The following is a 14,668-nucleotide window of genomic DNA, read 5'->3' on the forward strand; positions in this document are numbered from 1 at the left end:
CGCGCAGTCAGCAGGTCGCATCATCAGCGGCCGGGAAAGGCAAAAGCAAAGCGAAAGGCCTTGGCCAGACGCGGAACGGAAAGCCCCGAACGGCAAAGCGGCGATGCGGTCACGGAACCGCCAGGTGGAAAGCAAAGGTCGCAAGACCCTAGCCGACCGCCTGACGGGACCGGACGCCGGCGAGGTGGCCGGGCGATGAAAGCCGGTTCCTTCGGGAACCACCGCGACGCCGATCCAGGGCGCTTGCAGGCAGCGATGCCAGCAGATGCCTGAAGCGAGGCAAACGGCAACAGGCGATCGCCCAAAATCGACCGGGCACATGCAGGCGATCTTGGGGCTGGCGGCAACGCTGGCCCCATTTGCTTTGGGGGTTTGGTGTGGAGAGGGGCTTTGGCGCAATGGAGCGGCTGTATTTGGAAACTGAATACTAGTGGCAGTCATTCCGGACACGACAAGATTTCGGTTTTAAGCGGGTTGTTGGTTGAAATTCAAAAGCGGTCATTTGCGACACAGATCAACATCACTATGAAACGGCGATGACGCGACTCAACCGCGATACGATCACTGGAGCAACATAGTGGCCAAGGCGAAAAAGAAACTGCTGCCCAAGGACTTTGAGAATCAATTGAAAACGTGTGATTTTGATGTACTGAAATCAATATTCGACACCTGTGACGTCAATGCCCGTGGCGGCGTTTTCAAGCAGACTGCATTGGCATTCAATGAATGCCCCGACGAACTGGCCCGGTGGTTGGTCGAGCAAGGTGCCGATCTATCAGCGGGTGATAGCTACGGAGAAACTCCACTACATGCTCGAGCAAGAAACTGGCAGGGCCGAATTGATGTCCTGCTCGAATTGGGGGCGGATGTGCACCAAGGGGAAGGCGGTCGCGGAACGCCTCTTCACTTTGCCGCTGCGGTAGGAAACTGCGACACGGCGCAATTGCTTTTGCAGCATGGAGCTCGGGTCGACGCCCTCAACGGTGATAATTTGACACCGCTTGCGTACGCTTTGCAGCGCTGTTCGAATGCACAGATTGAGAATATGGCGGCAATGGCAGAATTGCTCGTCAATGCGGGTGCTAACAAACCTTTAAAACCAAAAGGTCTCTTTACTCGGGTCTTCGGCTCGGGCGGGGCGAAGCCATCAGGTTCAAGCGCAGATATCAAAACGTTTATCCAGCGCATTGGGACAGATTTCGAGTTCCACCGTAGCAATTTTAACCCTGAAATGCTGGATGCAACCAGTGCGGCTCTTGAAAAGCTATATTTCTTATTTGGCGTTGCCCCTGTCCCTCGGCGTGCGATATACGATGGCAAATCCGCGATTGTTGCCAACACGAAGCGTTGGCAAGATCAACATCAGGAGCTTTGGGAGCTGCTTGTGCCTTCAAGCGGCGCTGCTGGTACCGTTCAAGGCGAAGTGATCCGCATTCCGGGTAAGATTCGCGACGAACTCGAAGGAAATGGCGGGGTCAATTGGGATTCGGATTACGAGAAAATGGCTGACGCATTTCTAACGCATGTTGGTTCCGGCGTAAAACTGCCTGACAGAGAATTTGCTGAAGCGCGCACAATCGTCGGTGAAGTCAAAGGACGTAGGGGCGACACAGAACGGATGTGCGAATTGGCCGTGAATTGGGTCGCACTCAATCCAAAGCCGATGAAACTATCCACACCAATCTATAGCAGGTAGCTAGGGCAGCTTTTGTGATTCTTAGCCCACTACCCGCCTGTCCGGACTCCCCGACATTCCTACAATTGCGGTTTGCTTGATGCGACATCAAAGCTGACAATCGAGCGCAACCCCTCCCCCCACCACCGTCGCCCCGTGCTTGACACGGGGCTTGGCTACCTATCGGCGTCAGGGTTCTGCCCCGCACCATCCGGATACCACTGTTCCCACAGATCCAGCCAATCGGGATTTTCCGCCTCGATCAGCGCGAATTTCCATTCGCGGCGCCATTTCTTGACCAGCTTTTCGCGGGCTATGGCCGGCTCGATTTCCTCGTGGCGCTCCGCATATACCAGCCGGATCTTGGCGAAGTCTGCAACATGGATCGAACCCTCGCCTTCGCGGTGCTGCCACACGCGCCGGATCAGGTCTGAGGTTACCCCGACGTACATCCCGCCGCGATAGCGGTTTGCCATGATGTAAACCCAGCCGCCCTTTTCCATCTGAGCCTTGTGCCAAACGATGGGCCGCGAGGGAAGCCAAACCCCGTGTCAAGCACGGGGCGACGTGGGAGGTTGCGTTTGGGGCGGTGTGGCCATAGTCCCAATCCATGCCCCGCCTGATCCTGTTCAACAAACCCTATGGCGTCTTGTGCCAGTTCAGCAATGACGGCTCATCCAAGCCAACGCTGGCGCCTTATGTAAATGTGCCAGGGGTCTATCCCGCCGGGCGGCTTGATACCGATAGCGAGGGGCTGTTGCTGCTTACCGATGACGGCAAGTTGCAGGCGCGGATTGCCGATCCGAAGTTCAAGTTGCCCAAAAGCTATCTGGTCCAGGTAGAAGGCGAACCCGATGCCGCCGCGCTGGAGGCTTTGCGGCGCGGGGTGGAGCTGAAAGACAGCCGCACCCGCCCAGCTGAGGCCGAGCTGATCCCCGCCCCCGAACTATGGCCGCGCGATCCGCCGGTGCGATTTCGCAAGACCGTGCCCGATAGCTGGATCCGCCTGACCATCCGCGAGGGCAAGAACCGCCAGGTTCGCCGGATGACCGCCGCTGTGGGACATCCCACGTTGCGGCTGGTGCGCTGGCAGGTGGGCGATTGGACGCTGGAGGGGATCAGGCCTGGGGAATGGCGCGAGGTTGCGATCGACTAGACCCTCTCCATTTTCGGGTTAGCGCACGAACAAGCTTGCCAACTCCACGTGGGTTGACCAGCGGAACTGACCGACCGGGCGCAGTTCGGCGAGGCGATAGCCGCCTTCGATCAAGGTCTGCGCATCCTTGGCCCAGCTGGATGGATTGCAGCTGATATAGACGACGCGTTCGACCGAGCTTTGCGCGATCCGCTCCACCTGGTCTCGCGCACCGGCGCGAGGCGGATCGAGCACCACGGCATCAAAGCGGTTCAATTCATCCGCGAGCAGTGGATTGCGGAACAAATCGCGGTGAAGCGCGTGGACCGCCTGCTGCGCGCGCCCCGCCGCCAAAGCACAGGCCGCAGAGGCATCGCGCGCGGCCTCTACCGCCAGCACTTTGGTTTGCGGGCCCGCCAGCGCGAAGGCAAAGGTGCCAAGGCCTGCGAACAGATCGGCCACACTGGCCGCCCCTGCCAGCCATTCGCGCGCTGCGCCCACCAGCGTGTCCTCACCGTCGCCGGTGGCTTGCAGGAAGCTGCCTGGCGGAAACGGCACGGTCACACCCGAAAGTGTTACGTTCACCGGCTCAGGCTCCCACACCGTATCAGGGCCATAGCCGCCATCGATCGTGATCCGCGCGATGCTGTGTGCGCGGGCAAAATCAAGCAGAGCCTCGGTCAGCACCAATCCCTCAGCACTCAGCCCCTTGATCCCCAGATCCACGCCTTGATCAGTCAGGGTCAGCTCAACATCAGCGGCCATCCGCGGTGTGGCGTGCTTTGCTGGCTTGGACTTTCCCCGGCCCTTGGGTGCTTCCTGTCCCTGCCCCAGCTTGATCAGCAACGCCCGTAATGGGCCGATCAAAGCTGCCAGCTCGGGCCGCAGCACCGGGCACTCAGCCAATTCAACCACCCGGTTTGATTTGGCCTCGCTATAGCCCAGCACCACCCGCCCGCCGCTCGACACGGCCTTGAGCGAGGTGCGGCGGCGGCTGTGCGGGGGTGAAAGGTGCGGCGCGGTGATCGTTTGGGCACCAAGCTCTTGCGAGGCGGACATATTGCTGACCCGTGCGGCCACGAAATCAGCCAATGATTGCTCGTCCAGTTGCTGCAATTGGCACCCGCCGCACTGGCCGAAATGGCGGCAAGGCGGGGTTATGTGATGCGGCCCCCATTCAAGGCTGCCATCCTCGGCCAGCAAGTCTCCCGGCGCGGCGCCCCAGGCAAATCGGCCCGATGCGGTGATACCATCGCCCTTCGCGGCGATGCGGATGATGGGTTCGGCAGGTGCGCTCATAGCCAGGCCGCGTAGGCGCTGCGGATCACTTCAGCAAGGGCGCGGCGGAACGGACGGGCGGGCCATCACCTCCGCTTCAGCTGCGAAATATCGCGCACCGCGCCGCGCGCGGCGCTGGTGGTCATCGCCGCATAGGCTTGCAGTGCCTGGCTGACCGCGCGCGTGCGCGGGCGTTTGGGCTGCCAGCCTTTTGCTTCCTGCGCGGCGCGGCGTGCCACTAGCACTTCATCGGATACCGCGAGGTGGATCGTACGTGCCGGAATATCAATTTCTATCCGGTCGCCCGGTTCGACCAGTCCGATCGCCCCGCCCTCTGCGGCTTCGGGTGATGCATGGCCGATCGACAGGCCCGATGTGCCGCCTGAAAAGCGCCCATCGGTAAGCAAGGCACAAGCCGCGCCCAGGCCTTTCGATTTAAGGTAGCTGGTGGGATAGAGCATTTCTTGCATTCCGGGCCCGCCGCGCGGTCCTTCATAACGGATTACCACCACATCGCCGGCCACCACTTGCCCAGTCAGCACTGCGGTAACGGCATCGTCCTGGCTTTCATAAACTTTGGCTGGCCCGGCAAATTTGAGGATGCGTTCATCCACCCCTGCGGTCTTAACGATGCAGCCTTCAAGGGCGATGTTGCCGAACAGCACTGCAAGGCCGCCATCCTGACTAAAGGCGTGTTCCTTGCTGCGGATCACCCCGTTTTCGCGATCAAGATCAAGCTCGTCCCAGCGCCGATCCTGGCTGAAGGCGGTCTGCGTAGGGACCCCGCCCGGCGCGGCCTTGAAGAAGTGCTGCACGGCCGGATCATTGGTGCGGCTGATATCCCAGTGATTGATCGCATGGCCCAGTGTGGGTGCGTGGACCGTGGGCAGATCGGTATGGAGCAGCCCGGCGCGGTCCAACTGGCCCAGGATCGCCATGATCCCGCCGGCCCGGTGAACGTCTTCCATGTGGACATCGCTTTTGGCCGGAGCAACTTTGGACAAGCACGGCACCTTGCGGCTCAGCCGGTCGATATCCTGCATCGTGAAATCAACACCGGCCTCCTCAGCGGCGGCCAGCAAATGCAGCACGGTATTGGTCGATCCACCCATCGCGATATCCAATGTCATGGCGTTTTCAAATGCGCCCATGCTGGCGATATTGCGTGGCAGAACGCTGGCATCGTCCTGTTCGTAATAGCGCTTGCAAAGTTCCACCACCAGCGAACCGGCGCGCAGGAACAGCGCCTTGCGATCTGCATGGGTGGCCAGTTGCGATCCATTGCCCGGCAGCGAAAGGCCCAGCGCCTCGGTCAGGCAGTTCATCGAATTGGCGGTGAACATCCCGCTGCACGAACCACAGGTTGGGCAGGCCGCGCGCTCAATCTCAGCCACTTCTTCGTCAGAGTATTTCTCGTCCGCCGCAGCAACCATCGCATCGACCAGATCGAGCGCTACTTCCTTGCCCCCCAACACCACCTTGCCGGCCTCCATCGGCCCGCCCGATACGAACACCACCGGAATATTGATCCGCATGGCCGCCATCAGCATGCCCGGTGTGATCTTGTCGCAGTTGGAAATGCAGACCATCGCATCGGCGCAGTGCGCGTTGACCATGTATTCAACGCTGTCTGCAATCAGATCGCGGCTGGGCAGCGAATAGAGCATGCCATCATGGCCCATTGCGATCCCATCATCGACCGCGATAGTGTTGAATTCCTTGGCCACGCCGCCTGCCGCCTCAATCTCACGCGCGACCAGCTGGCCCAGATCTTTCAGGTGCACGTGCCCCGGCACAAACTGGGTAAAGCTGTTGACCACCGCGATAATCGGCTTGCCAAAATCGCCATCCTTCATGCCCGTAGCCCGCCACAGCCCCCGCGCGCCGGCCATGTTGCGGCCATGGGTGGAGGTGCGTGAACGATAGGCGGGCATTGTGGGTAACTCCGGGTGAACTGATGATGCTGCGCCCTATTACAGCATCCCGCCCGACCCTAGCCAAAAATTTCGCATCTACTGCGCGCCGCGTAATTTTGCGTCAGGCTGGCGGCGGGCCGAAGCGGTTCGGCCCCGACGTGCCCGGCTGGGCCAGCATAATCACCAGCACCGCGAGCGAGCCGAGATAGGCCATATTCGTAAAGAACATGCCGAAAAACAGCTCCATCAGTGGGCCACTTGGATCGTCAAATTGACCAAAAAGCTGGCTCATCACCGCCAGTCCTGACAACAGCAGGACTGCGGGCGGCAGGCCCCAGGCGCCGGTGCGATTGCAGTCATGCAGCCTGCGCGCCACCGCAGCTGCCAGAAGCACGATAACTATGACCGAAATCACCCCGACCCCGATAAGCATGCCGCCGAAATCGGGCATCAATTCGGGATGGTTGCCGTGCACAGTAACCGAATAGCCATTAGGACTGACAGTTCGGGTAACTTGGTCAGGGTGTCCGGCAGCGAACTTTTCCAATTTGGTGAAGGTGGAAACGATGGCCGGGATCATCACCGCCATCATCGCAGCGATGCTGCTACCCACCGCGATCCCTGCCCAGATCCAGAATGGCGTCTTCGCTTCACGTCCGGAGAACCGCGCCAAGCCCCGAAAATGCTCAGCTATCAATTTGATCATGCCCGCTCCCCTTGAAACGGCCAGCCTAGCTCAGCCCGATTGAAGTGCAACTGCATTGGCGGGACTGGGCAATGAAGCTTCGCAAAATAACTTTCTCCTGGAATGAACCTGATCGCCGTTCAGCCCGACTTAGAGCAGCTAAGCAGGGGCTTAGCCGGGAAAAGGAATCGATAAATGTTGAAGTTCACCTCTTTGAAGGCTGCGCTGGTGATAGTTGCATTGACCGGATCGACGCTCGCATCCGCGGGATCGACTGGCTGGCTCAACCGCGATAACCCAGGCGGTTCTGGTGATTGGGAAAATGCTGCCGGGATGGTGACAGGTTTTGAATGCCAGATCATCGCAACCGGCCAATCAACCGTCGGCATGGCAGGCTATACCTGCAGTGTCAGCGGATCGGTTTGCCAGAACACTGCGGCGCGGCGCTGTCAGGACACCCAGGTGCGCTTTACCTTTGATGACAAGCGCGGTCACTCACACGTCACACCTTGGCTCAACCGCGACAATCCGGGCGGCACCGGTGACTGGGAATTGTTTTCGAACTTCTTCAAGGTCAATTGCCGCTTCACTGTTGGCGGACAGCCGATCACAACGGCTGGTCCGGCCTATACCTGCGGCACTCCAGATTCGCGCAGCGGCGGAATTGGTCTTAATGCCAAGAACGGCGGCAAACCGGTTCAGGATTTCGAAGTCGAATTCGTCTATTAATTAGGCGTATGGTGGAGGATCTTGAACGGTTCTCCACCATTCAACTTAATGCGAGCGCAACCTGATTGGCGATCCGGTGCAGCAGCTGCGCCCACTTTGCCTGACCCGCAGCGTCGCTGATCTCATCCTGACGCACCTCGATCCCCAGATAGGGTCGGCCATCGGCTTCGGCATGACGGTTCATGGTGTAGTTTAGCAATTGGCCGGAATAGGGCTGCTGATCGCCCACCACCAGACCTTGGCTCTCCAATAAGGGAATAGCGATCCGCGCTGCGCGGTCGTCATGATTGTAAAGCACACCAACTTGCCATGGGCGCGGTTCATCGCTTGAATTCAATTTGGGCGTGAAGCTGTGCAATGAAAGGATCAGCGCCGGCGGCGCGCTATCCAGCAGATCAGCCAGCGCGGTGTGATAAGGATGAAAGAACCGCTCCAGCCGCGCCAGATGCCCGGCGTGATCGATCGCGTTGCCCGGGATTGCATGGCCATCGCTGGCGATCGGGATCACCGCAGGGGCATGCGGCTCGCGGTTGACATCACAGACCAGCCGGCTGGCATTGGCTTGAAATGCGGCGGTGCCGGGCCGCTGGCCCATTAGAGCGCCAATTTCGGCCACCCCGATATCGACTGCGATATGCTGATCGAGCAGGGCTGGATCGATGCCCAGGCAAATGTCTTCCGGCACAAAGTTGCTGGCGTGATCCGACACCACCAATATCCCGCCAAAGCGCGCAGCGCCGATGATCCGGTAGGCTTCGCTCATCGCAGTGCGCCCGCCAATTGCCACCAATCCGGCCAGACGGCCTTGATTGCCGCCAAAGCAGAATCGCGTTCAGATGGGCTGCGATAGAGCGCAAAGCAGGTCGCGCCCGAACCTGACATCCGGGCCAGCCACGGATCGGTTTCGCGCAGTGCCGCAAGCACCCGCGCTACCGCAGGGCACAGCGCGATTGCCGGCCCTTCCAGATCATTGCGACCTTCCAGTGCGATTGTGCTTACCGGCCCGCCGGGGATCGGTCCGCGATCTACCCCATCCCAGTCCTTGAATACTGCCCCGGTGCTGAGCGGCACGCGCGGATTGACCAGCAGCACCGGCATTCCGGCAAGGTCGCCCTCAACCTCAAGCAGCTCGGTCCCGGTCCCGCGCCCCACCGCAGTAACCGAGCGGACGCAAGCAGGCACATCCGCGCCCAGTTTTGCCGCGCGCTGATGCCAGTCATCCGGCAGGCCATATTCGCGGTCAAACAGCCGGAACAGTGCACCGGCATCGGCCGAACCACCGCCAAGCCCGGCGGCAACCGGCAGGTTCTTGTCCAGCGTCACCGCCCAGCCCTGTGGACGCGGCAGCGCGGACAGCGCCTGCATCACAATATTGTCAAACGGGTCAGTCAGCCCGCCGCCAAACTCACCAAGCGTTCGAAGTTCATCGCGCGTCGCGGGGGTAACACTCAGCCGGTCGCCCGCATCGACGAAGGCAAACAGCGTCTCCAGCGCATGATACCCATCATTGCGCCGCCGCCTGACATGCAGCGCAAGGTTGATCTTGGCGTAGGCGGTCTCGATCACAGCCGGAACCGGACGTTACAGGGTCGCGACATATTTCTTCGATGCGTCCTCAAATTCCATGATCGGCGCGCGGATGGTTCCATCTGTCAAAACCTCACCGCCCACCGGATCAATCGCCGCGATTTCATAGTCTGGCTGCGCAGGATCGATCCCGCTGATGATCACATCAAACGTCCGCGCTGGCCCGCCTTGCGGCACGAACCAATGGATATTGTCGCGATCGCCGGACATGGCCGAGAGCATTCCGGTGCTGGCCAGATAGTCCCGTGTGGGCCGAACCACCATGGCACCAGCTAGATCCTTGATCCGGTCATAATTGCGGACCCGGAAGGCACCTTCAACCACCAGATGCGACGAAACCATATTTCGGTGGCCATGCGGCGTGATCACATTGCTGGGCGAGAAATCGAACAGCGCCGCCGCGAAGCCCATTTTGCGAGGCGCGCCGTGCTGATCTACAAACCGGATTGATCGCTTGCGCGGATCGTTGGTCGGCAAAAGAGCGCCCAAGGTGATCTTTGCCCGGTTGATTTCGGCCATCAGTTCTGCAGGATCAACCTCAGCGGCCAGACGTTCAACCTCTGCCATCCAGGCAAGCGGCGCAAGCTGACCGGTTTTGAGCGCAACGGCCAATTCACCCTGACGTTCGATCCAGGTGCGCGCTGCCATCTTTCGCGTCGGTTTGGCGCCTGATACCTCGGCTAGCAACGCGAACATAGTAAAGGCCGCCAACCCGGTTGCCAGCGATCCCCTGCGGGTCAGTCCAAGATCCTCAGGCCGAGCAGATCTTGCATTGGTCCAATCGCTCGCCTGCATGATCACCCTTTCCGTGCCGATAGCACGCCAGCGCTCTACATATTCGGATAGTTTGGCCCGCCGCCGCCTTCGGGCGTGACCCAGTTGATGTTCTGGGTCATGTCCTTGATGTCGCAGGTCTTGCAGTGGACGCAATTCTGGGCGTTGATCTGCAGGCGCGGATTGCCATCTTCCACGCCAAGGAATTCATAAACCCCGGCCGGGCAATAGCGCGCCTCCGGCCCGCCATAGAGCTTGAGGTTGATTTCCACCGGCACCGCCGGGTCTTTCAGCTGCAAGTGGCAGGGCTGATCTTCCTCGTGGTTGGTAAAGCTTTGCGCCACGCTGGAAAGCCGATCAAAGCTGATCACCCCATCGGGCTTGGGATAGGCGATCGGCTTGTACAGATCAGCGCGTTCGATCGCTTCATTATCGGGGTGCAGCTTCATGGTGATCGGCAGGCCGATCTTAAGCGTGCGCATCCACATATCGATCCCGCCCAGTACGGTCCCGATATCGTCGCCATACTTTTCCATTGCAGGCAGCACGTTCTGGACCAGCTTGAGTTCCTTGGCGATCCAGCTGTCACGCACTGCGGCGTCGTATTCGCCCATCGCATCGCTGGTCCGGCCCGCAGCGATTGCGGCAGCAGCGGCCTCGGCGGCAAGCATACCGCTTTTCATCGCGGTGTGGCTGCCCTTGATCCGCGGCACATTCACGAATCCGGCCGAACAGCCGATCAGCACCCCGCCCGGGAAATCGAGCTTGGGCACGGCTTGCCAGCCGCCATCGTTGATCGCCCGCGCGCCATAGGAGACGCGGCGGCCGCCTTCGAGGATTGCGCGGATTTCGGGGTGCTGTTTCCAGCGCTGCAATTCCTCAAACGGGAACACGTATGGGTTCTTGTAATTGAGCCAGGTGACGAAGCCCAAAGCGACCTGATTGTTTGCCTGATGATACAGAAACCCGCCGCCGTTGGTGCCGCTTTCGCTAAGCGGCCAGCCCTGGGTATGGATCACCCGGCCCGGCACATGCTTGGCTGGATCAATGTCCCACAGTTCCTTGATCCCGAGGCCGTAAATCTGCGGCTGGCTATCGGCGTCGAGCGCGTATTTGGCCTTCAATTGCTTGGTCAGATGGCCGCGCGCGCCTTCGGCAAAGAAAGTGTATTTGGCGTGGAGTTCCATGCCGGCCTGATAATCGCCCTTGTGGCTGCCATCCTTCGCCACGCCCATATCTTGCGTGGCAACGCCTTTGACCGAGCCGTCTTCGTTATACAGCACTTCGCTGGCCGGAAATCCCGGAAAGATTTCAACGCCCAGCTCTTCGGCCTTGCCCGCCAGCCAGCGGCACAGATTGCCAAGGCTGCCGGTATAATTGCCCTTGTTGCTAAGCAGCGGCGGCATCGGCCAGTGCGGGATCGCGGTCTTCCCGGTTTTGCTCAAGGCCCAGTGCCAATTATCGGTCACGGGCGTTTCGGCCATCGGGCAGCCATCAGTCCGCCAGGTTGGCAGCAATTCATCCAGCGCCTTGGGATCGATCACCGCACCCGACAGGATATGCGCGCCCACTTCGCTACCCTTTTCAAGGATGCAGACACTAATTTCAGGATTGATCTGTTTGAGCCGGATCGATGCAGCAAGGCCGGCCGGCCCGCCTCCAACGATCACCACGTCATACGGCATCGATTCGCGTTCGCTCATGACCTTCGTCCACACCCTGTTGATGGCAAAATATCGCTCCAACCCTTGATTGCTGCGCTCCCGCAGGTCAAGACCAGATGGTGACATTCGCCGCGGCAAAATATTCATCAGCAGAAGCGCTGATCTCTGCGCTGGATTGGTGGCGTGAGGCCGGGCTTGATCACGATTTTTCCGATGAAGCGCAAAATTGGCTGGCCCGGCCAGAGCCCGAAGCCATGGCAGAACCGGCTTCTGCCCCGCCGCCTGCGATAATTTTTGAAGCGCCGCCCGCGCCGCCGCGCCAGCCCATTGGCGGTGATCGTGCACAGTGGCCAAAGGATCTGGCCGCTTTTCAGAATTGGTGGCTGGCAGAACCTTCGCTTGATGAAGGCCAATTGGGCGGACGGGTGCCACCGCGCGGACCAGCCGAGGCCGAATTGTTGGTGCTGATCGATCATCCAGAAGCGCAAGACAGCGAACATTTGCTAAACGGTCCGCGGGGACGGTTGCTGAATGCAATTCTGGCCGCGTTGGGCGTCGATCCCGCTACGGTCTATTTCGCAAGCGCTTTGCCGCGCCACATGCCGCTGCCCGATTGGACGGCCTTGGCCGGTGCCGGGCTGCCCGATCTGACGCTTCATCACGTCAATTTGGTCGCTCCAAAACGCGTGATCGGCTTTGGCAGCCACGTCTCATCGCTTCTTGGCCACGATCCAGCGAAAAGCGCTCAGCCCCTTCCGCAAATATGGCGTCTAGGCGCAAGTGTTCCGGCCATGACCGCGCCGGAACTGGAAAACCTGTTGGCCCGGCCAATGGGCAAGGCCCGGTTTTGGCAGGCGCTGCTCGATTGGCAATCAGCCTGATCATCGGCAGGACAGAATTTTGGGGACAGTGAAATCGTGAAATCCGCCGCACCGGCCAAAATCGCATTGCTGCTGGCAACGGCTGCGGGCGCCTGCCTGCCGCTGGTGGCGCAGGCCAATTCCGCAGCGATGCAATATTTCGCAGGCCGCGCCAATCGCGGCGCGGTGCCCACATTGCTAAGCCAGGACGAGCGCACGTTCTATCGCGATCTGTTCGGGGCAATTGCGGCCAGCCAGTGGGCAAAGGTCCAGCAGCTGTTTGCACAGCGCCCTGCCGGGCCACTGCATCAGGCTGCCCAGGCCGAATATTTTCTGGCCCCAGGATCGCCCAAAATTGAGCTTGATGCGCTAAATGCTTGGCTGGCGCAGGGAACCCAATTGCCGCAAAGTGACCGGATTCTGGCCTTGGCGCAAAAGCGCGGGGCAACCGTGCTACCGGCTCTGCCCCGCGCCAACAGCTTCGTTTCGGTTTCCAGCCGCGCCCGGCGTGAACGCCCGCGTGAGGCTTCGGATGGAACGATGCCCGGCGCGGTTGGCGCTGCCATCCAGCGCAAGATCAAGGATGATGATCCGGCTGGTGCCAAAGCTCTGCTCGACGGGATCGATTCCCAGCTTTCGGCTGGCGCCCGGGCTGAATGGCGCAGCAAGGTGGCCTGGAGCTTCTACATCGAAAACGATGATCCTTCGGCCTATGCCCTGGGACTTACCGCCCAGAATGGTGCCGGGCCCTGGGTGCCCGAAGGGTTGTGGATTGCAGGCCTTTCGGCATGGCGGATGGCCGATTGCATGGGCGCTGCCGATGCCTTTGCCCGCACCGCCCAACTTTCCGCCAATCCAGAGCTGACCGCCGCCGCGCATTACTGGCAAAGCCGCGCGCTGGTCCGTTGCCGAATGCCTGAAAAGGCGGCTGAGCCACTGCGCAAGGCGGCCCGGATGGATGAGACGCTTTACGGCATGCTGGCGGCCGAGCAGCTTGGCATGGACCTGCCCAAAACTCACGAAGCGCCCGATTTTTCGAACGCAGATTGGCAGATGCTGCGCGATGTCGGCAACGTTCGCGCCGCCGTGGCGCTGGACGAAATCGGCCAGAACAGCCTGGCCGACGAAGTGCTGCGCCACCAGGCACGGATTGGTGCGCCGCAACAATTCCAGGCGATTTCACGGCTGGCCCGGGCGCTGGGCACACCATCGACGCAGCTGTGGATGGCCTATAATGTCCCCGCCGGAACCAGGCCCGAACCCGCCGCCCGGTTCCCCACCCCGCGCTGGACCCCGGTTACCGGGTGGAAGGTCGATCCGGCGCTGGTCTATGCCCATACGCTGCAGGAATCGGTGTTCCGCACCAGTGTGGTCAGCCCGGCAGGTGCGCGCGGATTGATGCAAATCATGCCTGCTGCGGCCAGGGATCATGCCGCCTCGCTGGGCGTATCGGGCAATGCCAGCGATCTGAACAAGCCCGAAGTCAACCTGGCATTCGGCCAGAAGCACCTGCACATGCTGCGCGATTCGCCCGGCACGCAGGGGCTGCTGCCCAAGGTTATGGCGGCCTATAACGCCGGGCTAACTCCGGTCACCCGGTGGAATAGCGAAATCAAGGATCAGGGTGATCCGCTGTTGTGGATTGAATCGGTGCCCTATTGGGAGACCCGCGGATATGTGAACATCGTGCTGCGCAACTACTGGATGTATGAACGTCAGGCCGGCGGCCCATCGGAAAGCCGGATGGCCTTGACCCAAGGGATGTGGCCGATGTTCCCCGGGCTGAACGGTTCAATCGCAGTGCGGATGCGGCCCGATGGAACTATCGACCGTGGCCGTTGATCCCACCCGCCCGTTCAAACCGATCCGGATCGCCGTGCTGACCATTTCGGATACCCGTGATCTCGAAAGCGATACATCTGGTGCGCATTTGGCCGAGCGGGTTGAAAGCGCGGGGCATAGTCTGACGGCGCGGGTGGTGGTGCGTGATCATGTTCCAACCATTGTCGCGATGCTGCGCCAGTGGATCGGCGGTAACGAAGCCGATGCGATCATCACCACAGGTGGCACCGGATTGACCGGGCGCGATGTGACGCCAGAGGCGCTCGATCAGATCAAGGACAAGGATATTCCCGGCTTTGGCGAACTGTTTCGCTGGATCAGCTATCAATCGATCGGCACCAGCACCGTGCAAAGCCGGGCCTGCGCCGTGCTATCGGGCGGGGTCTATGTTTTCGCGCTGCCGGGCTCCAACGGCGCAGTTAAGGACGGCTGGGACAAAATCCTGGCTGAGCAACTGGATAGCCGGAACAGGCCGTGCAATTTCGTGGAACTGATGCCGAGGCTGAGGGAGGTTTAGGTCCCA

Annotated in this window: 15 protein-coding genes; 7 read left to right on the forward strand and 8 right to left on the reverse strand. The window is 60.6% G+C overall.

Translation table 11 applies throughout. The features are described from left to right. The first annotated feature begins 577 nt into the window (after positions 1-577). Entirely contained in the window at positions 578-1,696 is a 1,119-nt protein-coding gene (locus tag ABL914_RS07525; protein ID WP_391562559.1) for an ankyrin repeat domain-containing protein, read from the forward strand. Positions 1,697-1,851: 155 nt separating this feature from the next. Here the strand turns inward: ABL914_RS07525 and ABL914_RS07530 are convergent, their stop codons facing one another. After that, positions 1,852-2,178 carry a GIY-YIG nuclease family protein gene (locus tag ABL914_RS07530; protein ID WP_391562560.1) on the reverse strand — a complete coding sequence of 109 codons (327 nt, stop codon included), beginning with the start codon at positions 2,176-2,178 and terminating at the stop codon, positions 1,852-1,854. 107 nt (positions 2,179-2,285) lie between these two features. Between ABL914_RS07530 and ABL914_RS07535 the strand changes: the two genes are divergently transcribed. Beyond that, on the forward strand, positions 2,286-2,831 hold the full coding sequence (locus ABL914_RS07535; protein ID WP_391562561.1) for a pseudouridine synthase: 546 nt from the start codon (positions 2,286-2,288) through the stop codon (positions 2,829-2,831). 18 nt (positions 2,832-2,849) lie between these two features. On the opposite strand, the gene ABL914_RS07540 is transcribed toward ABL914_RS07535, so the two are convergent. From ABL914_RS07540 to ABL914_RS07550, 3 genes are all read right to left on the reverse strand, one after another. Then, entirely contained in the window at positions 2,850-4,109 is a 1,260-nt protein-coding gene (locus ABL914_RS07540) for a class I SAM-dependent RNA methyltransferase (RefSeq protein WP_391562562.1), read from the reverse strand. Positions 4,110-4,174: 65 nt separating this feature from the next. Beyond that, positions 4,175-6,022, reverse strand: a complete 1,848-nt coding sequence (ilvD, locus tag ABL914_RS07545) for a dihydroxy-acid dehydratase (protein WP_391562563.1) — start codon at positions 6,020-6,022, stop codon at positions 4,175-4,177. Positions 6,023-6,125: 103 nt separating this feature from the next. After that, positions 6,126-6,617 (reverse strand): DUF805 domain-containing protein, encoded by a 492-nt coding sequence (locus ABL914_RS07550; RefSeq protein WP_391562593.1) that lies wholly within the window; start codon positions 6,615-6,617, stop codon positions 6,126-6,128. On the opposite strand from ABL914_RS07550, the gene ABL914_RS07555 reads away from it, so the two are divergent. Both ABL914_RS07555 and ABL914_RS07560 read left to right on the forward strand, forming a co-directional pair. Next, positions 6,571-6,753: a hypothetical protein gene (locus ABL914_RS07555; protein WP_391562596.1), complete on the forward strand. Its 183-nt coding sequence runs from the start codon at positions 6,571-6,573 to the stop codon at positions 6,751-6,753. The genes ABL914_RS07550 and ABL914_RS07555 overlap by 47 nt on opposite strands. A gap of 131 nt (positions 6,754-6,884) precedes the next feature. Continuing rightward, positions 6,885-7,418: a hypothetical protein gene (locus tag ABL914_RS07560; RefSeq protein ID WP_391562564.1), complete on the forward strand. Its 534-nt coding sequence runs from the start codon at positions 6,885-6,887 to the stop codon at positions 7,416-7,418. Between the two features lie 40 nt (positions 7,419-7,458). Here the strand turns inward: ABL914_RS07560 and ABL914_RS07565 are convergent, their stop codons facing one another. From ABL914_RS07565 to ABL914_RS07580, 4 genes are all read right to left on the reverse strand, one after another. Further along, a complete protein-coding gene (locus ABL914_RS07565) occupies positions 7,459-8,181 on the reverse strand; it encodes an N-formylglutamate amidohydrolase (protein ID WP_391562565.1) in 723 nt (240 codons plus the stop codon). After that, positions 8,178-8,984, reverse strand: coding sequence for a 4-(cytidine 5'-diphospho)-2-C-methyl-D-erythritol kinase (locus ABL914_RS07570; protein ID WP_391562566.1), 807 nt, complete (start codon positions 8,982-8,984; stop codon positions 8,178-8,180). The genes ABL914_RS07565 and ABL914_RS07570 overlap by 4 nt, the downstream gene beginning before the upstream one ends. Before the next feature lie 15 nt (positions 8,985-8,999). Then, a complete protein-coding gene (locus ABL914_RS07575; RefSeq protein WP_391562567.1) occupies positions 9,000-9,653 on the reverse strand; it encodes a hypothetical protein in 654 nt (217 codons plus the stop codon). Between the two features lie 182 nt (positions 9,654-9,835). Then, positions 9,836-11,482: an electron transfer flavoprotein-ubiquinone oxidoreductase gene (locus ABL914_RS07580; RefSeq protein WP_391562568.1), complete on the reverse strand. Its 1,647-nt coding sequence runs from the start codon at positions 11,480-11,482 to the stop codon at positions 9,836-9,838. A gap of 80 nt (positions 11,483-11,562) precedes the next feature. Here ABL914_RS07580 and ABL914_RS07585 point away from each other — a divergent pair, with 80 nt between their 5' ends. The 3 genes from ABL914_RS07585 (at position 11,563) to moaB (ending at position 14,662) form a co-directional block, all read left to right on the forward strand. Then, complete coding sequence (locus ABL914_RS07585; RefSeq protein WP_391562569.1) at positions 11,563-12,324, forward strand: hypothetical protein; 762 nt, start codon at positions 11,563-11,565, stop codon at positions 12,322-12,324. A 129-nt stretch (positions 12,325-12,453) separates the two neighbouring features. Continuing rightward, positions 12,454-14,145: a lytic transglycosylase domain-containing protein gene (locus ABL914_RS07590; RefSeq protein WP_391562594.1), complete on the forward strand. Its 1,692-nt coding sequence runs from the start codon at positions 12,454-12,456 to the stop codon at positions 14,143-14,145. Beyond that, positions 14,135-14,662 carry a molybdenum cofactor biosynthesis protein B gene (gene moaB, locus ABL914_RS07595; protein ID WP_391562595.1) on the forward strand — a complete coding sequence of 176 codons (528 nt, stop codon included), beginning with the start codon at positions 14,135-14,137 and terminating at the stop codon, positions 14,660-14,662. The genes ABL914_RS07590 and moaB overlap by 11 nt, the downstream gene beginning before the upstream one ends. Positions 14,663-14,668: the final 6 nt, after the last annotated feature.

Origin of the sequence: Novosphingobium sp., assembly GCF_040079535.1 — a bacterium.
In the GTDB taxonomy this organism is placed as follows: Bacteria; Pseudomonadota; Alphaproteobacteria; order Sphingomonadales; family Sphingomonadaceae; genus Novosphingobium.

Excerpts from the sequence above, each read along its gene's own strand:
- ABL914_RS07565 (WP_391562565.1), bottom strand. The coding sequence starts at position 8,181 with ATGAGCGAAGCCTACCGGATCATCGGCGCTGCGCGCTTTGGCGGGATA.
- ABL914_RS07535 (WP_391562561.1), top strand. The coding sequence starts at position 2,286 with ATGCCCCGCCTGATCCTGTTCAACAAACCCTATGGCGTCTTGTGCCAG.
- ABL914_RS07575 (WP_391562567.1), bottom strand. The coding sequence starts at position 9,653 with ATGGCAGCGCGCACCTGGATCGAACGTCAGGGTGAATTGGCCGTTGCG.
- ABL914_RS07580 (WP_391562568.1), bottom strand. The coding sequence starts at position 11,482 with ATGAGCGAACGCGAATCGATGCCGTATGACGTGGTGATCGTTGGAGGC.
- ABL914_RS07560 (WP_391562564.1), top strand. The coding sequence starts at position 6,885 with ATGTTGAAGTTCACCTCTTTGAAGGCTGCGCTGGTGATAGTTGCATTG.
- ABL914_RS07530 (WP_391562560.1), bottom strand. The coding sequence starts at position 2,178 with ATGGAAAAGGGCGGCTGGGTTTACATCATGGCAAACCGCTATCGCGGC.
- ABL914_RS07540 (WP_391562562.1), bottom strand. The coding sequence starts at position 4,109 with ATGAGCGCACCTGCCGAACCCATCATCCGCATCGCCGCGAAGGGCGAT.
- ilvD (WP_391562563.1), bottom strand. The coding sequence starts at position 6,022 with ATGCCCGCCTATCGTTCACGCACCTCCACCCATGGCCGCAACATGGCC.
- ABL914_RS07555 (WP_391562596.1), top strand. The coding sequence starts at position 6,571 with ATGGCCGGGATCATCACCGCCATCATCGCAGCGATGCTGCTACCCACC.
- ABL914_RS07590 (WP_391562594.1), top strand. The coding sequence starts at position 12,454 with ATGCAATATTTCGCAGGCCGCGCCAATCGCGGCGCGGTGCCCACATTG.